The following is a 16,289-nucleotide window of genomic DNA, read 5'->3' on the forward strand; positions in this document are numbered from 1 at the left end:
TGGCACAAGGCTCGCAACGTATTCATCGTCTGACGCAGAAGCACACCGCCAAGCGCCATACGAGTTTTACCAACCACTCAACCTTGTTTTTTTACCTACTGGAGATTCACCATGAACGCATTGAAGACCACCATCGCCCTCGCCACCATCGCTGCCGCATTCGGCGCGCACGCCGCCTCGGATTCCGCACAGCTTGAGCTGCGCGGCTCGGTGGCCGTGAACTGCACCATCGACGTCAAGCCCACGGCCAAGGCCACCACGCTGGACATCATCAATGGCGAACAGAACACGCTGGTCGGCACCGTCACCGAAAACTGCAACTCCGGCACGGGCTATTCGGTCCACCTGACTTCCAGCAACGCCGGCCAGTTGCTGAGCAAATCGGTCGGCGCCAAGCCCACGGTCTACGAAGCCGCCTACGACGACGGCCAAGGCGCCATCGCCCAGGAAATCGTCGCCAGCCGTGACGCCGCCTTCTTCGGCCGCCAGGGCAACCTGACGGTGAGCTTTGCCGGCGACAAGGAAGCGATCGCCGGCGTGTACGCCGACATCGTGAACCTGGTCATCAAGGCCAAGTAAGCCACGCACTGCAAGCCCCACGCCAAGCGGGACCCCTCGGGGTCCCGCTTTTTGTCCTGGACGAGCCGGGCTTGGTTACTTGGGCGTGCCCGTGCCCGTGGTCGGCGCCGGGTTGCCCGCCGGCACGCCGGTGGACATGCCCGACGTGCTCATGGCCGCCAGGTTGCGGTTGGCCCGCTTCTTGGCCTTTTGCATGTCGCGTTCGGCCTTGAGTTCGGCGCGCGACTTGCCGTCGGTCGGCTTGGGCTCCATGCCTGCCTGCATGCCCTTGGCATCGGTGGTGCCGGCCGTGCCCTTGGACGTGGTGCCGGCCTTGACGGCGGCACGGGCTTCGGCCTTCACTTCCGTGCGGGTCTTTTCATCCACGGCCTTGGGCGCGTTGGGCACACCCTGGGTCAGGGTGCTGGCCTCGCCAGCCTTGGCCGGCATCGTGTTGGTGGCGGCAGCGCCGGTGTTCTGGGCCTGGGCAAAGCCCGCGCCCGCCAGCAGGCTGGCCATCAACAGGGGTGCAAAAAACTTGTTCATTTCAGTCGTCCTTATAAAGTCGTTGGGGCTCCCGATGAGCCCACACCGCAAGACTAGATGGCCCCGGCCACCGGCCCTGCCGGACAGCCACGCCGCCGGCTGTAGGACGCTGCGCCAGACCGGCAGATGCAACAACCGTTGACCGACTGTCTGAGTCGCGCGCGCAACCTTCGTGCAGCGCGAGGCTTGCTAACGTGGCGTCATGCAGATCTCCGAACTCGCCCGCCGCACCGGCGTCACGGTGCACGCCCTGCGCCACTACGAACGGCTGGGCCTGATCGCGCCCGCGCGCCGGCCCAGCGGCTACCGCGACTACCCCGAGTCCATGCGCCGCGAGGTGGTGTTCATCGCCATGTCGCGCCAGATCGGGTTTGCGCTCAAGGACATCGCCACCCGCTTGCCCGCCTACCGCGCCGGGCGACTGGGCTTTGACGAGATGGTGCAGGCCATGGGCGAACGCGTGCGGGCCATCGACGCGCAGGTGGCCGCGCTGCAGGCCCAGCGCGCCCGGGTGGTGGACCACATCGCCTGGCTCAAGGCCCAGCAGAAAAAGCAGCAGCAGACCCGCGCCCGGGCCAAGCCCTGGCCCGCCATGCCAAAACCCAGGCCCACCAATCCCCCAACCCCCCCAGGAGCCGACCATGAGTTCTCTCGACACCCTTCGCCAGCACGTGCTGGCCATGCCCATGGCCCAGACCCTGGACCTGCAGTTCAACCGCGTCGCCCCAGGTGACGTGGAGCTCGAGTTCCCGATCGCGCCGGGCTTCACCTTCCGCCCCGGTCAGCTGCAGGCCACGGCCGTGTTTGCGGCGGCGGACTTTGCTGCCGTGGCCGCGGCCGGCTCGCTGCTGCCGCCCGGCTGGGCCAACGCCACCATTGATGCCACGCTCAAGCTCGTGGCCCCGGCCCGTGGCGTGACGCTGCGGGCCCGTGGCCGCGTGGTGGACCCGGGGCGCCTGCTCACGGTCTGCGCCAGCGAGGTCTATGCGGTGGACCACGCCGGCGCCGAGACCCTGTGCGCCACACTGCTGGGCACCGCGCGCAACATCGAACCCCGCGGCTGATTCGCAGCACCGGCGCACAGGCCGGTTGCCCCCCGTCCTACAGCCATGCGCGCGCCCCGCGGGTACAACAGAGTCCTGCCAACCACAGGACTCTCCCCGGGGCTCATGAGCGACACCGACATCCATCCGCCACTGACCGTCATGACGGTCAACATCCACAAGGGCTTCAACGCCTTCAACCGCCGCTTCATCCTGCCGGAGTTGCGCGAAGCGGTGCGCAAGGTCGGTGCCGATGTGGTGTTCCTGCAGGAAGTGCTGGGCAGCCACATCCGCCATCAGCGCCGGTTCGCGCATTTCCCGCAGGAGCCGCACTACGAGTTCATGGCCGACAGCATCTGGCCGCAGTACGCCTATGGCCGCAACGTGGTCTACCCCAGCGGCCACCATGGCAACGCGGTGATGTCCAAGTTCCCCATCGTGCACTACCGCAACCACGACGCCTCGGTGCTAGGCCCCGAGCGGCGCGGCCTGCTGCACTGCGCGCTGCACCTGCCCGAGCGGAATCTGGACGTGCATGTGATCTGCGTGCACCTGGGTTTGCAGGAATCCCACCGCGTGCAGCAGCTGGAGCTGCTGTGCAAGGTCGCGCGCAACGAGATTCCGCCTGACGCCCCGCTGATCGTGGCGGGCGACTTCAATGACTGGCGCCGCCGCGCCCACGACATCCTGGCGCGTGGCGCCGGCCTGCGCGAAGTATTTGTGCAGGCCTACGGCGAGGCCGCGCGCACCTTCCCCGCGCGCTGGCCGCTGCTGTCGCTGGACCGCATCTACGTGCGCAACGCCACGGCCCACCTGCCCGTGGTGCTGCCGCGCAAGCCGTGGTCGCACCTGTCGGACCATGCACCACTGGCCGCGGAGATCCACCTGTGAACACCGCAGCCGCCCCCAACGCCGAGCGCCGGTCCTGGACCGACGGCAACCGCTTCGAGCTGCTGGAAAACGGCGAGGCCTTCTTCCCCGCCGTGTTCGAGGCCATCGCCGGCGCGCAGCGCGAGGTGCTGCTCGAAACCTTCATCCTGTTCGAGGACAAGGTCGGCCAGCAACTCAAGGCCGCGCTGCTCGCGGCCGCGCAGCGCGGCGTGCAGGTCGACGTCACGGTCGACGGCTGGGGCAGCGCCGGCCTGTCGGCGGAGTATGTCAACGAGCTCACCGCTGCCGGCGCCCGCGTGCACGTGTTCGACCCCACGCCCGTGCTGCTGGGCTGGCGCACCAGCGTGCTGCGCCGCATGCACCGCAAGATCGTGGTGGTCGATGGCGAGCTGGCCTTTGTTGGCGGCATCAACTACTCGGCCGACCACCTGGCCGACTTCGGCCCCACGGCCAAGCAGGACTACGCCGTGGCCGTGCGCGGCCCGGTGGTCGCGCAGATCCAGCGCTTTTGCCACAGCGCCCTGGCCGCCGGCCAGCGCAGCCAGCGCGGCGTGCGCCAGTGGTGGCGCCGGCGCGCCCGGCTGCGTGCCCATGCCGCCGAACTGCCGCCGGCCGGCCAGGCGCAGGCGCTGTTCGTCACGCGCGACAACCACCAGCACCCCAACGACATCGAGCGCCACTACCGCGCCGCGCTGCGCACCGCGCGCCAGCGCGTGGTGATCGCCAACGCCTATTTCTTCCCCGGCTACCGCTTCATCAAGGCGCTGCGCCACGCCGCGCGCCGTGGCGTGGATGTGCGGCTGATCCTGCAGGGCCAGCCCGACATGCCCATTGCGCGCACCGCGGCCAGCCTGCTCTACCAGCACCTGCTCAAGGCCGGCGTGCGCATCTACGAATACACCGACCGGCCGCTGCACGGCAAGGTGGCGGTGGTGGATGACGCCTGGGCCACCGTGGGTTCCAGCAACCTCGACCCCATGAGCCTGTCGCTCAACCTGGAGGCCAATGTCATCGTCCGCGACCCCGCGTTCAACCAGCACCTGGCCGGCCGGCTCAGCCTGCTCATGAACCACAGCTGCCGGCAGGTCACGGCCGACAGCGACAAGGCCCCGGGCGCCTGGCGCCTGCTGCGCAGCTACCTGGTGTTCCACCTGCTGCGCCACTACCCCGCCTGGGCCCGGTTGCTGCCGTCCCACACCCCGCAGCTGGCCCCGGCCAGCGCACCCGACGCCCTGCCTGACTGCACCCGCCCATGAGCCCCGTGCAGCCGGGCGCCGCCGCCCTTGACTCCCCCGTGACCGGCCTGACCAGCCGCGCCTGGTGGCCCTGGGCGCGCCGGGCCCTCACGCTCGCCTTCTTCGGGCTGATCGGCTGGCTGCTGGTGGACCATGCGCGCACGGTGGACTGGCCCGGCGTGGCCGCCGCGGTCTGGCGCAAGCCCGTGGGCGTGCTGGCGACCGCGCTGGCGCTGGCCACCGCCAGCCACGCGCTGTACAGCTGCTTCGACCTGCTGGGGCGCCAGTACACCCGCCACAAGCTGCCCACGCTGACCGTGATGGGCATCACCTTCGCCAGCTACGCCTTCAACCTCAACCTGGGCTCGCTGATCGGGGGCGTGGGCTTTCGCTTCCGGCTGTACTCGCGCTTCGGCCTGAAGGGCGGCACCATCACGCGCGTGCTGGGCGTCAGCCTGCTGACCAACTGGCTGGGCTACCTGCTGCTGGCCGGCCTGGTGTTTGCCGTGGTCCCGCCCGCGCTGCCCGCGGCCTGGCAGGTCCCCCAGGCCGCCCTGCGCGCGCTGGGCGCCGTGCTGATCGTGTTGGCCGCCGGCTATGTGGGCCTGGCCAGCCTGTGGCCCGGCCGCACCTGGTCCTGGCGCGGGCAGGCGCTGCCCCTGCCCGGCGCGCGCATGGCCTGGCTGCAACTGGCCATGTCCTGCGCCAACTGGCTGCTGGTGGCCACGCTGATCTGGGTGCTGCTGGAGCGCCAGGTCCCGTTCACCGCCGTGCTCGCGGTGTACCTGCTGGCGGCCATTGCCGGCGTGGTGACCTATGTGCCGGCCGGCCTGGGCGTGCTCGAGGCGGTGTTCATCGCCCTGTTGGGCGCGCAGGTGGGCGAGACCCGGCTGCTGGCCGCCCTCATGGCCTACCGCGCGATCTATTACCTGGTGCCACTGGCACTGGCCGCCATCCTGTACCCTTGGCTCGAAGCCCGCACCCGCACCCGCCGCCGACCATGAACCCCACGCCCCGCGCCAGCCTCCTGCCGCGCCCGCCGCTGTGGCAGCGGCTGCAGGGCCACAGCCACTGGCGCTGGCTGTCGCGCGGCGCGCTGCTGCTGTTTGCCGGTGCCGTGGTTGGCCTGCTGGTCTGGCAGGCCGGCAAGGTGGACTGGCTGGCGGTGCTGGCCGCCGCCGAGGCCACGCCAACCCCTGTGCTGCTGGCCGCCGCGCTGGTGGCCGCGGCCGGGCATGCGGTGTACAGCTGCTTCGACCTGCTGGGGCGGCGCTACACCGGCCACCGCCTGCACGCGGGCGCCGCCATGCTGGTCACCTTCATCAGCTATGCCTTCAACCTGAACTTTGGCGCCATCGTGGGCGGCGGCGCCATGCGGCTGCGGCTGTACACGCGGCTGGGCCTGCCCACGGCCACCACACTGCGCGTGATGGCGCTGAGCATGTGGACCAACTGGTTTGGCTACCTCGCGCTGGCCGGCGCCACCTTCCTCATGCTGCCCCTGGCCCTGCCGCCGGCCTGGCATGTGAGTGCCGCGGCCTTGCGCCTGCTGGGCGGGCTGCTGCTGCTGCTGGCGCTGGCCTACCTGGCTGCCTGCGCCGGCTCACCGCGGCGCCACTGGCACTGGCGCGGCCACGAGATCCGTCTGCCCGGGCCGGGCATGGCCCTTTTGCAGCTGGCCATCTCCACGCTCAACTGGCTGCTGATTGCCGCCGTGATCTGGGTGCTGCTGGACCAGCGCGTGCCGTTCGCGGCCGTGGCCAGCGTTTACCTCGTGGGCGTGGTCGCGGGCATTGCCACCCGCGTGCCCGCGGGCCTGGGCGTGCAGGAGGCCGTGTTTGTGGCCCTGCTGTCGCACAACGTCCCGGCACCCGAACTGCTGGCCGCGCTGCTGATCTACCGCGCGCTGTACTACTGGGGGCCGCTGCTGCTGGCCGCGCTGGCCTACCTGGCGGTGGAGTCACGTGCGCCGGTGGGCCGGCCACCCGCCTAGCACCCGCTCAATGTTTGGCGGCCTTGCGGCGCGCGTCCATGGGCGCCAGGGTCACGGTGGGCGTCACGGCCGGCAGGCTGGTGGTAACGGTGGCCAGTGGCTGGTCCTTGTGATCGCGTCGCTTGAGCGGCACCGTGACCTGGCTGGGCGCATCCTGCATGCCCAGCCCGCCCTGGGCCAGGCCCGGCTGGGTCCCCATGCCACCCTGCGCACCGGACATGGCGGGCCGGCCCTCGGCCGCGATGGCCGCGCCAGTGCCTTGTGCCAAACCCAGGGACGGGGCCAGCGCCAGGGCCAACGCGGCCACGCCCGGGCAGCGGATCGAACGGGTTGATTGAAGCCTTGTCATCACACACCTCCTGGGGTGAGTCCTTGAGCTTCCAGTGTGGTGCGGCCGACGCGCCCCGCAGGCACGCCGGGCGCGCCAGTTGCTGTAGGACGGCGGCTCAGCCCGCGGGCACCAGGCGCAGCAGCGTGATTTCCGACGGCGCGCCAAAGCGCTTGGGCGGCCCCCAGTAGCCGGTGCCGCGACTGGTGTAGACCCACAGGCTGCCCAGCCGGTGCAGCCCGGCCGTGAAGGGCTGCTGCAGCCGCACAAACAGGTTCCAGGGCCAGAACTGCCCGCCATGCGTGTGGCCCGACAGCTGCAGGTCAAACCCCGCCCGGGCCGCCGCGGCGGCGCTGCGCGGCTGGTGCGCCAGCAGCAGGCGCACGCGCGCGTGATCGGGCGCGCCATGCAGGGCCGCCTGCGGGTCGCTGCGGTGGGCCGGGTCGAACTGGTGGGCGCTGTAGTCGGCCACGCCGGCCACCAGCAGCGCTGCATCGTCCACGGCGCGGTCCAGCGGGCCATGGCGCAGCACCACATGCTCGTTCATCAGCACCTGCACGCCCAGGCGGCGCAGCTCGTCGATCCAGGCATGCGCGCCCGAGTAGTACTCGTGGTTGCCGGTCACAAAGTAGCTGCCGTGGCGCGAGCGCAGCTGCGCCAGCGGTGCCACGTGCGCCGCCAGCTCGGGCACCCGGCCGTCCACCAGGTCGCCGGTGATGGCCACCATGTCAGCGCCCAGGCTGTTGACGCGCGCCACGATGGCGCTCAGGTAGCCGTGCTTGATGGTCGGGCCCACATGGATGTCGCTGATCTGCGCCACGGTGAAGCCATGCAGGCCGGCCGGCAGGTTGGCCAGCGGCACGTCCACGCGCACCACGGCCGCCGTGCGCCGCGCGTTCCAGAAGCCCAGCCCCGTGGCCAGCAGGCCCAGCAGCGGCACGGCCGCCGCCGTCCATTCGCGCAGCGGCCCCACGGGCAGCGCCGCCGGCCGCCAGGCAAACACGATCACGGCCAGCAGCAGCAACACGTCTCGCAGCACCGTGAGCACAAACAGGCTGGAGAACAGGCCCATGAACAGCAGCCCCGCCAGCACCCGCCGCTCGGCCCAGGGCCCGCGCGCGCCGCGCCGCCCGCCCAGGCCCATGGGCATGAGCACGGCCGAGGCCACCAGGGTCATCAGCAGCAGCGCCTGCGCCACCGGCCAGGCCGCCAGCGCGGGCACCACGCGCCAGCCCACATAGGCGTGCAGCAGGGCAGAGATCAGGTAAAGGGGCATGGCAGGCAGCCGCAAGCGGCGGTGAAGTGGGAGCTTACACATGCAAGGCACGGCGGCCTGGTTCAAGGGCGGCGCCACAGCCTCATTTCTGGCTCATTATTTGCTGTTGCAGCTCCTCACAGGCCGGTCATGCCCGGCTGTTAAGATTCGCGGCCTTTTGCCTACCCCCACATCACCCTCAATGACCGTTGCCCTCGCAGGCCGTGCGCCTGCCACGTTCGAGATCAAAAGCGCCAACCTGCCCCTGGTGGCGCTGCTGTTGAAGTCCCCCGATCTGGCCCTGCTGGCGCAGGAACTCACCGCCCGGTTCGGCGACATCCCCGACTTTTTTGACAACGAGCCCATGGTGCTCGACCTCACGCCGCTGCAGGCCGCGCACGCCGACGCCACGCTGGACTTCCGCGCGCTGGTCACGCTGCTGCGCAACTTCCGCGTCGCGCCGCTGGCCGCGCGTGGCGGCAGCCCCGCGCAGATGCACGCCGCCCAGGCCGCCGGCCTGATCCCCGCGCCCGACGCCAGCACCGGCCCGGTGCGCCGCAAGGACAGCGCGGCTGAGGCGGCCCCCAGCGCCAACGGTGCCCCCAGCCCACCGGCACCGGCGCCCGCCCCGGCCGCGCCGACGGTGCTGGCCGACCCCTCGGCCCTGGTCATCGACAAGCCGCTGCGCTCGGGCCAGCAGGTCTATGCCCGCGGCCGCGACCTCGTGGTCATGAGCATGGTCAACGCCGGGGCCGAAGTCATCGCCGACGGCCACATCCATGTGTACGCCCCGCTGCGCGGCAAGGCCATTGCAGGGGCGCGCGGCAACACCGAGGCCCGCATCTTCTCGCTGTGCCTGGAGCCCGAACTCATTTCCATCGCCGGTGTCTACCGCACCAGCGAAGTGGCGCTGCCCGCCGACGTGTGGGGCAAGCCCACCCAGGTGCGGCTGGACGGCGGCGCCGAAGGCAAACTGGTCATGGCCGCCCTCAAGGCCTGACCCCACCCCGTTTATTCAAGGACAAACCCATGGCAAAAATCATCGTTGTGACCTCCGGCAAGGGCGGCGTGGGCAAAACCACCACCAGCGCCAGCTTTGCCTCCGGCCTGGCCCTGCGCGGCCACAAGACCGCCGTCATCGACTTCGACGTGGGCCTGCGCAACCTGGACCTGATCATGGGCTGCGAGCGGCGCGTGGTGTACGACCTCATCAACGTCATCCAGGGCGAGGCCAACCTCAACCAGGCCCTGATCAAGGACAAGCAGTGCGACAACCTGTTCGTGCTGGCCGCCTCGCAGACCCGCGACAAGGACGCGCTGAGCAAGGACGGCGTGGAGAAGGTGCTGACCGACCTGGCCGCCATGGACTTTGAGTACATCGTCTGCGACTCGCCCGCGGGCATCGAGACCGGCGCGCTCATGGCCATGCACTTTGCCGACGAGGCCTTGGTGGTGACCAACCCCGAGGTGTCCAGCGTGCGCGATTCCGACCGCATCCTGGGCATGCTCAGCAGCAAGACCAAACGCGCGATTGAAGGCAAGGACCCGATCAAGGAGCACCTGCTGATCACCCGCTACAACCCCAACCGCGTGGACCAGGGCCAGATGCTCTCGCTCGAGGACATCCAGGACATCCTGCGCATCAAGCTGATTGGCGTGATCCCCGAGAGCGACAGCGTGCTCACCGCCTCCAACCAGGGCATGCCCGCCGTGCACCTGAAGGGCACCGACGTGAGCGAGGCCTACAAGGACGTGATCGACCGCTTCCTGGGCGAGGACAAGCCCCTGCGCTTCGTGGACGCGCAGAAGCAGGGCCTGCTGCGGCGCCTGTTCGGGGGGAAGTAAGGCATGGCTTCATTCTTCTCATTCCTGCTGGGCGAAAAAAAGAAGACCGCCAGCGTCGCCAAGGAGCGGCTGCAGATCATCCTGGCGCACGAGCGCAGCGGCCGCAACGCCGCCGAGCCCGACTACCTGCCCGCGCTGCAGCGCGACCTGGTGGCCGTGATCAGCAAGTACATCAAGATCAACCCCGACGACATCAAGGTGCAGATGGACCGCCAGGACAACCTCGAAGTGCTTGAAGTCAAGATCGAGTTGCCCGACACGCGCTACTGAGCGCCCCAACCACCCCCGTGCGGCCCCGCCGCACCCCCCAAAGCCGGCCGCCTTTTTTCAAGGGTTGCCGGCTTTTGCTATTGTTTTGCTAGCACACAGTGCCCGCCAGCTCTGGACTTCCGACTGTTTCCGTCGCAGAAACAGGCTTTCACCGGAACGCCTCTTTATCTCAGGGTTTACCCGCACTACATTTCATCCATCGATGAGCCGCAAACGAATTGCAAACGACTCACCGAGGCTGGACAGACGGGACCGATGAAGCCCGCCATGCCCGGGATGTTTATTAACTTTGAAAGGAACCTCATCATGAACCGCAACCTCGCTACCCTCGCCATCGCCCTGGCCGCCGTGACCGCCGGCAACGCTTTTGCCGACGACATCACCATCGACAACACGCCCTTCACCAGCACCAAGACCCGCGCTGAAGTGCAAGCCGAACTGAGCCAGTTCAAGAAGGCCGGCGTGAACCCCTGGTCCATCCAGTACAACCAGCTGGCGGGCTTCCAGTCCACCAAAACGGCGGCCCAGGTGCGCGCCGAGTACGTGGCTGACCGCGCTGAAGTCGCCGCCCTGAACGGCGAAGACAGCGGCGCCGCCTACCTGGCCAACAACGTGGCCGCGGCCCGCACCAGCAGCAACCTCACGCTGGCTGGCACGCCCGCCAACAACGCGCAATAAACGGCAGCGGGCCCAGCGCCCGCCCCCCGTCCGCAAGCAAAAAGCCGCCCTCGGGCGGCTTTCTTCATGGGCGGGGCAATGGACGGGGCCAGGCCTGCCGCGCGCCTACAAACCCAGAAACTTCTTCACTGCCGCCACCGTGCGTGCCGGGTCTTCTTCGTGCGGCACATGGCCCAGGTCGTCGAACACCACGAGCTGGCTGCCGCCAATGTCTTTGGCAAAACGCTGCGCGTTCTCTGGCGGGATCAAGCGGTCCTGCCCGCCCCACAGGATGAGCGTGGGCAGCTTGAGGGTGGCGATGCGGTCCGCGCGCTGCGCCACGGCCTCGGGCGACATCTGGGCCAGCCGCTGGCCCAGCGCGTGGCGGTTGCCCTCGCGCAGCGTCATGTCGTAATACAGGTCCACCAGCGCGGGCGTGACCCGGGCCGGGTCGCCATAGACATTGCGCACGCTGCTTTCAATCAGCCCGCGCGGCAGCGTGTTCTCCATCAGCGGCCGCAGCGCGGGCATGCGCGCGATCTGGAAACCAATGGGCACCGACTTGGGCACGAACGCATAGCCCGCCGCATCCACCAGCACCAGCTTCTGCACCCGCTGCGGGTGCGCCACCGCCGTGGCCCAGGCGATCTGCCCGCCCAGCGAATTGCCCGCCAGCACAAAGCGCTGCACGCCCAGCTGGTCCATCACGCCGATCACAAAGCGCACATAGGCGTCGATCGAATAGTCGGCCTGCGGCTGCGGCCCGGTCAGGGCAAAGCCCGGCAGGTCAAACCGGATCACCCGGCGCTGGCCGCGCAGCGCCTCGGCCCAGCCCTGCCAGGTGTGCAGGCTGGCCGAGGTGCCGTGCAGCAGCACGATGGGCAGGGCCTCGTCGCCCGCAGGCTGCGGCGCGCCCGCGCCCGGCCCTTCGTCGCGCAGGTGCACCTGCATGCCCTGCACCGCCACAAAACGCGAGGGGGGCTGCGCCCAGCGCGCCGTGAGCTCGCTCACCGGCTTGTCGGGCGCCCAGGTCAGCACCACGCCCACCACGGCAAAGAACAAAGCGCCGGCCAGGACCAGCAGGAGGGATTTGAAAAGGAGTTTCATAGGGGCCGCAGCTTAGCCGTTCCCCGCGTCGGCCTCGGCTTCGGGCCACAGGCGCGGGAAATAAAAGCGCAGTGCATGCAGTGGCACGGCAAAGCGCAGCTTGCCGTAGGGCGAGTCGCTGGCCACCAGCCCGCGCCTGAGCAACGCCGCCACCTGCGCGGTGGCCAGGCGGTCGCCCAGCCCCAGCATGGCCTTGAAGTCGCTGCGCTCCAGTTCAGCCTGCGTCGCAAAAAGGTAGTGCAGTGCCCGCAGCGACTCGGCCCTCACACCCTGCTGCACCACGCTTTGCTCGAAGCCCAGACAGGCCGCCATGCGGTCTTTCATCGACGCCAGGTCCAGCGCCTGCGTCATGAACGCCACCTGGTCCTGGCAAGCGCCCAGCACATAGCCCGTCCATTCGGCCAGCGCACGCTCAGACAGGTTGCCCCGGCCGTCCAGGTCGCCGGCACGCGGCTCGTCGGCTGCGGCCAGAAGCGCGTAATAGCGGTCCTGGGTGCGGGCAAAGCCCCGCAGCGGCGACCACAGCCCGTTCGTCAGCCCCAGCTTGCCCAGCACCAGGTGGGTATGCAGCCGGGCCACCCGGCCATTGCCGTCGCGAAACGGATGGATCCACGCCAGCCGGTGATGGGCCGTCGCCATGGCCACCACCTGCAACTCACCCCGGCGTACCTCGCCATAAAAAGAGGCCCAGCGCTCAAGAAAGGCGCTCAGCGCCGCCTGCGCCGGGGCGGCGTGCCGGCCCACACTGACCTCGCGGTCACGCCAGACGCCCGGGGCCAGCACGTCGCCCTCGGGCAGCAGCCGGTCTGCCTCTGGCAGCCGGGCAAACAGGTCCTGGTGAATGTCCTGCACCATCTGGCTGGACCACACCTGCTTGAGCGGCCAGTTGCCCCAGCGGGCCTCCAGGCTGGCTTCGGTGGCCATGTGCGCCAGGGCCAGGCGCTGCCGCCGTGCCTTGTCGGCATCGGCGGAATAGTCGTTGCGCAGCGCCTGCTCCAGCTCGCGCGGCAGCGTGTGCTGCCCCTCAATCTTGTTGGAGTAATAGGAGTTCATGGCCCGCAACAGGTCGCGCAGGCCCGCCAGCGCCCCCGGCTGGCACAGCCCGCTCAAGCGGTCTGCCGCGCGCTGCAGGTCATGCGCCTGCTCCAGCAACGGCCCCAGCGGCCCGCCGCCGGGCAGCAGCGGCTCCATCTGAGCCGGGTGGTCATACAGCGCGAAAGCCTGCGAGATGGAAGCCATCGCTAACTATATGTCACATAACAGTTTTATGGAAGTTATGCGGGATTTTTTGCGACATTGGATGCGACAAGCCTAGCCCAGCGGCCGCACCCCGATCAGCGCGCCATGGGCCCAGAACGCAAACACGGCCCAGGCCACCGCCCCCACCACCACGGTGATGACCGTGCCCTGCGCCGTGCCGGGCGGATAGGTGGTGCCGGCGGCGCGGTCGCGCTGGCGGGCAGCGCGAAAGCTCAGCACCGCCCACACCAGGAACGAGCCAAACAGCAGCACGTCGGCCAGGTTGCCATTGGCCAGCAGGTGGGCCAAGGCCCACAGCTTGACGCCCGCCACCATCGGGTGGTGCACGCGCGCCTTGAGGTGGTTGCGCGGCACATAGGTGGCGGCCAGCAGCACAAACGCCAGCAGCGTGAACAACGCCGCCACATGGTTCATGGCGCGCGGCGGGCTCCACAACACCACCGGCTGCTGGCGCGCCAGGCCATAGCCCCAGCAGATCAGCACAAAGCCCAGCACCGACAGCGCCGCATACAGGCCTTTCCACAGGCCCTCGCCACGCTTTGCCATCACCTGGGTGCGCCAGTCGTCGGCCACGATGCGCACCGAGTGCACGCCCAGAAAAATCACCAGCCCCAGAATCAGCATGCCCATGGTGTGACCTCCGTTCAATGGGCCGATTATGCGCGCCGGTTTGCTACGCTTTTCATAGCTGACAGTGGCCGCCCCGCCTGGACTCCAGCCACTTTTGATCCATGAACTGCCGCCAACAGGCCTCAGGCGGGCTGGATCAGCAGCATGGCCTCGATCTTGTGGCCGTCCAGGTCGCGCACAAAGGCCGCGTAGTAGTCGCCGCCGTACTCCGGCCGCAGGCCCGGCGCGCCGTCATCGGTGCCGCCCAGCGCCAGCGCCTGGGCGTGAAAGGCCTGCACCTCGGCCATTGAATTGGCCAGAAACGCCACATGCACGCCATTGCCCAGGCTGGCGCGCCCGCCGTCGTGCGGCGTCTGCACCCAGAACTCGGGGAAGGCGCGGCCATAGCCCGCCCCGCCCGGGAAATCCATCACGCAGCGGATCTGCAGCGTGGCCAGCACCGCGTCATAAAACGCCTTGGCGCGCGGGTAGTCGTTGGTGCCCACCGACACGTGGGACATCACACTGGGGGAAAGCTCGGACATGGCCGCTCCTGTGGGTTGAACAAGCCGCAAGGCTAGCAACGCGGGGGGCGTGGGCGTGTCAGGAGGGTGGCGCAGCGTCTTCCGCCGGCCCGTCCAGCGCATCAAGGTCGGCAAGATCCTTGTACCGCCCCGTCGCCCGCTTGTTGCTCTTGAAATCATCGAGCCCGATGAAGTTCAGCGTGAGTCCATCCAGCGCGACTTCCATCCGTCGCGCAAAACACGCCGCAAACTCGACCCCGTCGATGCTGGTCAGCAGATCAATGCGCCTTGGCGGGTAGCCCAGTTGAATCACACGCTCAGGTCGGGTGAGGTCATCCAGGCCCACGCCCAGCGCACCAAACCCAAAGGCCTCGAGCGCAGCCAGCAACCGCTGCGCATTGGCTGCGTCGGTGCCGACCCAGAAATCGAGGTCGCCCGTGTACCGAGGATGCCCATACGCGGCGAGCGCGTACCCACCCACGATCAGATAATCAACCTTGTTTGAGTGAAGTAATGCGGCAAACTCTTTGAAGTCTTCGTTCAGCATCCTGCCCCGCCATCTGATTGCGCAACACTTCCACCGCGGCCAACCGCGCCTGCACGGGCTGCGACAGCCAGTACTGCAAGTCACGCATGGCATGCGCCTCTTGCGCATGCAAGGATTGCTTGTGGATGACCCGCTGCATCTTCATCGCACGATTGTGCTTGATCAGCCCCACCATGACCAGCGTGAAAAACACCTGCGCGGAGGCTAAAGTAGATGACCACAAAAAAGGGGATGGCCATGGGTTTTGCAGACCGGGACTACGCGCACGCGCGGCAGGAAGGCAAGCGCGTTTTCAGCGCACCAGAGCCCTCTGCCCTCTCCACGCTCTGGATCATTCTTTTCTGGGGCGTGATGGCTCTGGCCTGTTACCGGGCCATCACCTGGTGGCAGCAAGGCCAGCAGCAGGCCCGCACGCCGCCCCCCGCTGCGTCTGCCCAGCCTGCGGCGCCACCCTCGGCCCCCGGGCGCGCCGAGCCTGCGGCGCGCCAGAGCCCGGCCCAGGCAAGCCGCCAGCTGCCGCCCACACCGCCCACCGCAGAACAGCCCGACAGCGTGCAGCCCGCCCAGGTGACCAAGTGCATCGTCAACGGATTGACCACCTACACCGACCAGCCCTGCCCGTCCAACGCCAGGGCGGTTGCGGTCAACGTCAATCCTGCGGTCAATGTTGTGGACCGCGTGCCCGCCTCACCGGCCGCGCTGCCCCTGCCGGAAGCCATCGCCCAGGGCACACCCCCGCCCGCCGCACCCGCGGAAGCGCCTGAGCAGTGGAAGAAACGGGTCTGTGCCTACCACGACGACGCCATCAAGTGGATCGACGCGCGGGCCCGCCAGCCGCTCAGCGCCTGGGAGCAGGACGATCTGGCCGCGCGGCGCAAGAAGCACCGCGACGAGCAATACCGGCTGCGCTGCCAGTAGCTGGCGCGCACAGGCGGCTCACCCCGGCCTCACGCCAGCGCCGCATGCCGCCGCACCGTGGCGGGCAGCGCCTGGCGCTGGCAGGCCTGCAGCTTCATCAGCAGCGCATGGCCCGCGTCGGCCAGCGAGAACTGCGCGCACAGGTCGGCCTGGATGCGTGCCAGCAGCTGGGCCGCCACCTCGGCATCGGCCAGCGCCCGGTGCGCGCGGCCGGCCGGTGGCAGCGCGTGCCAGGCCGCCAGCGTGCCCAGCCGGTGGTTGGGCGCCTGCGGGTAGAGCCGGCGCGCCAGCAGCAGCGTGCAGGCAAACGGCTGCGCCGCCACCTGCCCCAGCCGCGCCAGCTCGGCCGCCCAGAAGCGCCGGTCAAACGCGGCGTTGTGCGCCACCATGGGCGCGTTGCCCACAAAGCGGCTGGCATCGGCCATGACCTCGTGCGCGGGCGGCGCGGCGAGAATCATGTGGTTGCTAATGCCGGTGTACGACTCGATGAACGAATTGATACGCACGCCCGCGTTCATCAGCGACTGGAAGCGGTCCACCACCTGCCCGCGCTCCAGCAACACAATCGCCACCTCGGTGGCCCGGTCGCCCTGCGCGGGCGACAGGCCCGTGGTTTCAAAGTCGATCACGGCCATGCGGGTCATGCCGCGAGTCTAGCGGCAGGAGGTGGTGCGGCTGGGAGGGCGGCGCCTGACCCGCCATT

At 69.0% G+C, this 16,289-nt stretch carries 22 protein-coding genes; 12 read left to right on the plus strand and 10 right to left on the minus strand.

Annotated features, from left to right (window positions below; genetic code table 11):
• Nucleotides 1–111 precede the first annotated feature (111 nt).
• Complete coding sequence (locus tag KF796_01975) at nucleotides 112–579, plus strand: hypothetical protein (GenBank protein MBX3585383.1); 468 nt, start codon at nucleotides 112–114, stop codon at nucleotides 577–579.
• 75 nt (nucleotides 580–654) lie between these two features.
• Here the strand turns inward: KF796_01975 and KF796_01980 are convergent, their stop codons facing one another.
• A complete protein-coding gene (locus KF796_01980) occupies nucleotides 655–1,104 on the minus strand; it encodes a hypothetical protein (protein MBX3585384.1) in 450 nt (149 codons plus the stop codon).
• A gap of 202 nt (nucleotides 1,105–1,306) precedes the next feature.
• Between KF796_01980 and KF796_01985 the strand changes: the two genes are divergently transcribed.
• The 6 genes from KF796_01985 to KF796_02010 all read left to right on the plus strand — a co-directional run bounded on the left by KF796_01985 (nucleotide 1,307) and on the right by KF796_02010 (nucleotide 6,266).
• On the plus strand, nucleotides 1,307–1,837 hold the full coding sequence (locus KF796_01985; protein ID MBX3585385.1) for a MerR family DNA-binding transcriptional regulator: 531 nt from the start codon (nucleotides 1,307–1,309) through the stop codon (nucleotides 1,835–1,837).
• Entirely contained in the window at nucleotides 1,746–2,168 is a 423-nt protein-coding gene (locus tag KF796_01990) for a PaaI family thioesterase (GenBank protein ID MBX3585386.1), read from the plus strand. Before KF796_01985 ends, KF796_01990 begins: the two co-directional genes overlap by 92 nt.
• Before the next feature lie 105 nt (nucleotides 2,169–2,273).
• The gene (locus KF796_01995) at nucleotides 2,274–3,038 is read left to right on the plus strand and encodes an endonuclease/exonuclease/phosphatase family protein (GenBank protein MBX3585387.1); all 765 of its coding nucleotides are present in this window, start codon (nucleotides 2,274–2,276) and stop codon (nucleotides 3,036–3,038) included.
• Nucleotides 3,035–4,294, plus strand: coding sequence for a cardiolipin synthase ClsB (gene clsB / locus KF796_02000; protein MBX3585388.1), 1,260 nt, complete (start codon nucleotides 3,035–3,037; stop codon nucleotides 4,292–4,294). The genes KF796_01995 and clsB overlap by 4 nt, the downstream gene beginning before the upstream one ends.
• A complete protein-coding gene (locus KF796_02005; protein MBX3585389.1) occupies nucleotides 4,291–5,277 on the plus strand; it encodes a UPF0104 family protein in 987 nt (328 codons plus the stop codon). The genes clsB and KF796_02005 overlap by 4 nt, the downstream gene beginning before the upstream one ends.
• Entirely contained in the window at nucleotides 5,274–6,266 is a 993-nt protein-coding gene (locus tag KF796_02010; GenBank protein MBX3585390.1) for a UPF0104 family protein, read from the plus strand. The genes KF796_02005 and KF796_02010 overlap by 4 nt, the downstream gene beginning before the upstream one ends.
• Nucleotides 6,267–6,273: 7 nt before the next feature.
• On the opposite strand, the gene KF796_02015 is transcribed toward KF796_02010, so the two are convergent.
• Nucleotides 6,274–6,615: a hypothetical protein gene (locus tag KF796_02015; protein MBX3585391.1), complete on the minus strand. Its 342-nt coding sequence runs from the start codon at nucleotides 6,613–6,615 to the stop codon at nucleotides 6,274–6,276.
• A gap of 97 nt (nucleotides 6,616–6,712) precedes the next feature.
• Nucleotides 6,713–7,870, minus strand: coding sequence for a metallophosphoesterase (locus tag KF796_02020; protein ID MBX3585392.1), 1,158 nt, complete (start codon nucleotides 7,868–7,870; stop codon nucleotides 6,713–6,715).
• A 181-nt stretch (nucleotides 7,871–8,051) separates the two neighbouring features.
• Between KF796_02020 and minC the strand changes: the two genes are divergently transcribed.
• The 4 genes from minC (at nucleotide 8,052) to KF796_02040 (ending at nucleotide 10,642) form a co-directional block, all read left to right on the plus strand.
• A complete protein-coding gene (minC, locus tag KF796_02025) occupies nucleotides 8,052–8,849 on the plus strand; it encodes a septum site-determining protein MinC (GenBank protein ID MBX3585393.1) in 798 nt (265 codons plus the stop codon).
• A gap of 29 nt (nucleotides 8,850–8,878) precedes the next feature.
• Nucleotides 8,879–9,694 (plus strand): septum site-determining protein MinD, encoded by an 816-nt coding sequence (gene minD / locus KF796_02030; GenBank protein MBX3585394.1) that lies wholly within the window; start codon nucleotides 8,879–8,881, stop codon nucleotides 9,692–9,694.
• A gap of 3 nt (nucleotides 9,695–9,697) precedes the next feature.
• Complete coding sequence (gene minE, locus KF796_02035; GenBank protein MBX3585395.1) at nucleotides 9,698–9,964, plus strand: cell division topological specificity factor MinE; 267 nt, start codon at nucleotides 9,698–9,700, stop codon at nucleotides 9,962–9,964.
• Nucleotides 9,965–10,270: 306 nt separating this feature from the next.
• Complete coding sequence (locus KF796_02040; protein ID MBX3585396.1) at nucleotides 10,271–10,642, plus strand: DUF4148 domain-containing protein; 372 nt, start codon at nucleotides 10,271–10,273, stop codon at nucleotides 10,640–10,642.
• A 105-nt stretch (nucleotides 10,643–10,747) separates the two neighbouring features.
• Here KF796_02040 and KF796_02045 read toward each other — a convergent pair whose 3' ends face one another.
• The 6 genes from KF796_02045 to KF796_02070 form a co-directional block, all read right to left on the minus strand.
• Nucleotides 10,748–11,728 carry an alpha/beta fold hydrolase gene (locus KF796_02045; protein MBX3585397.1) on the minus strand — a complete coding sequence of 327 codons (981 nt, stop codon included), beginning with the start codon at nucleotides 11,726–11,728 and terminating at the stop codon, nucleotides 10,748–10,750.
• Nucleotides 11,729–11,740: 12 nt separating this feature from the next.
• Complete coding sequence (locus KF796_02050; GenBank protein MBX3585398.1) at nucleotides 11,741–12,967, minus strand: Fic family protein; 1,227 nt, start codon at nucleotides 12,965–12,967, stop codon at nucleotides 11,741–11,743.
• A gap of 72 nt (nucleotides 12,968–13,039) precedes the next feature.
• A complete protein-coding gene (locus tag KF796_02055) occupies nucleotides 13,040–13,618 on the minus strand; it encodes an NnrU family protein (GenBank protein MBX3585399.1) in 579 nt (192 codons plus the stop codon).
• Between the two features lie 122 nt (nucleotides 13,619–13,740).
• Nucleotides 13,741–14,142 (minus strand): VOC family protein, encoded by a 402-nt coding sequence (locus KF796_02060; protein MBX3585400.1) that lies wholly within the window; start codon nucleotides 14,140–14,142, stop codon nucleotides 13,741–13,743.
• Nucleotides 14,143–14,200: 58 nt separating this feature from the next.
• Nucleotides 14,201–14,668, minus strand: a complete 468-nt coding sequence (locus KF796_02065; GenBank protein ID MBX3585401.1) for a hypothetical protein — start codon at nucleotides 14,666–14,668, stop codon at nucleotides 14,201–14,203.
• Nucleotides 14,613–14,861 carry a hypothetical protein gene (locus KF796_02070; GenBank protein ID MBX3585402.1) on the minus strand — a complete coding sequence of 83 codons (249 nt, stop codon included), beginning with the start codon at nucleotides 14,859–14,861 and terminating at the stop codon, nucleotides 14,613–14,615. The genes KF796_02065 and KF796_02070 overlap by 56 nt, the downstream gene beginning before the upstream one ends.
• Nucleotides 14,862–14,905: 44 nt before the next feature.
• Between KF796_02070 and KF796_02075 the strand changes: the two genes are divergently transcribed.
• A complete protein-coding gene (locus KF796_02075) occupies nucleotides 14,906–15,586 on the plus strand; it encodes a hypothetical protein (protein MBX3585403.1) in 681 nt (226 codons plus the stop codon).
• A 29-nt stretch (nucleotides 15,587–15,615) separates the two neighbouring features.
• Here the strand turns inward: KF796_02075 and KF796_02080 are convergent, their stop codons facing one another.
• The gene (locus tag KF796_02080; GenBank protein MBX3585404.1) at nucleotides 15,616–16,230 is read right to left on the minus strand and encodes a 3'-5' exonuclease; all 615 of its coding nucleotides are present in this window, start codon (nucleotides 16,228–16,230) and stop codon (nucleotides 15,616–15,618) included.
• Nucleotides 16,231–16,289: the final 59 nt, after the last annotated feature.

This window comes from Ramlibacter sp. (assembly GCA_019635435.1).
Classification (GTDB): Bacteria; Pseudomonadota; Gammaproteobacteria; order Burkholderiales; family Burkholderiaceae_C; genus JAHBZM01.

What these genes read in the sequence shown, in the direction of transcription:
- KF796_02055 (MBX3585399.1), bottom strand. Translation starts at nt 13,618, where the DNA reads ATGGGCATGCTGATTCTGGGGCTGGTGATTTTTCTGGGCGTGCACTCG.
- KF796_02075 (MBX3585403.1), top strand. Translation starts at nt 14,906, where the DNA reads ATGGGTTTTGCAGACCGGGACTACGCGCACGCGCGGCAGGAAGGCAAG.
- KF796_02020 (MBX3585392.1), bottom strand. Translation starts at nt 7,870, where the DNA reads ATGCCCCTTTACCTGATCTCTGCCCTGCTGCACGCCTATGTGGGCTGG.
- KF796_02010 (MBX3585390.1), top strand. Translation starts at nt 5,274, where the DNA reads ATGAACCCCACGCCCCGCGCCAGCCTCCTGCCGCGCCCGCCGCTGTGG.
- KF796_02045 (MBX3585397.1), bottom strand. Translation starts at nt 11,728, where the DNA reads ATGAAACTCCTTTTCAAATCCCTCCTGCTGGTCCTGGCCGGCGCTTTG.
- KF796_02040 (MBX3585396.1), top strand. Translation starts at nt 10,271, where the DNA reads ATGAACCGCAACCTCGCTACCCTCGCCATCGCCCTGGCCGCCGTGACC.
- KF796_02060 (MBX3585400.1), bottom strand. Translation starts at nt 14,142, where the DNA reads ATGTCCGAGCTTTCCCCCAGTGTGATGTCCCACGTGTCGGTGGGCACC.
- KF796_01995 (MBX3585387.1), top strand. Translation starts at nt 2,274, where the DNA reads ATGAGCGACACCGACATCCATCCGCCACTGACCGTCATGACGGTCAAC.
- KF796_02050 (MBX3585398.1), bottom strand. Translation starts at nt 12,967, where the DNA reads ATGGCTTCCATCTCGCAGGCTTTCGCGCTGTATGACCACCCGGCTCAG.
- KF796_01990 (MBX3585386.1), top strand. Translation starts at nt 1,746, where the DNA reads ATGAGTTCTCTCGACACCCTTCGCCAGCACGTGCTGGCCATGCCCATG.
- KF796_01985 (MBX3585385.1), top strand. Translation starts at nt 1,307, where the DNA reads ATGCAGATCTCCGAACTCGCCCGCCGCACCGGCGTCACGGTGCACGCC.
- minC (MBX3585393.1), top strand. Translation starts at nt 8,052, where the DNA reads ATGACCGTTGCCCTCGCAGGCCGTGCGCCTGCCACGTTCGAGATCAAA.
- KF796_02080 (MBX3585404.1), bottom strand. Translation starts at nt 16,230, where the DNA reads ATGACCCGCATGGCCGTGATCGACTTTGAAACCACGGGCCTGTCGCCC.
- KF796_02005 (MBX3585389.1), top strand. Translation starts at nt 4,291, where the DNA reads ATGAGCCCCGTGCAGCCGGGCGCCGCCGCCCTTGACTCCCCCGTGACC.
- minE (MBX3585395.1), top strand. Translation starts at nt 9,698, where the DNA reads ATGGCTTCATTCTTCTCATTCCTGCTGGGCGAAAAAAAGAAGACCGCC.
- KF796_01975 (MBX3585383.1), top strand. Translation starts at nt 112, where the DNA reads ATGAACGCATTGAAGACCACCATCGCCCTCGCCACCATCGCTGCCGCA.
- KF796_02015 (MBX3585391.1), bottom strand. Translation starts at nt 6,615, where the DNA reads ATGACAAGGCTTCAATCAACCCGTTCGATCCGCTGCCCGGGCGTGGCC.
- KF796_01980 (MBX3585384.1), bottom strand. Translation starts at nt 1,104, where the DNA reads ATGAACAAGTTTTTTGCACCCCTGTTGATGGCCAGCCTGCTGGCGGGC.
- minD (MBX3585394.1), top strand. Translation starts at nt 8,879, where the DNA reads ATGGCAAAAATCATCGTTGTGACCTCCGGCAAGGGCGGCGTGGGCAAA.
- KF796_02065 (MBX3585401.1), bottom strand. Translation starts at nt 14,668, where the DNA reads ATGCTGAACGAAGACTTCAAAGAGTTTGCCGCATTACTTCACTCAAAC.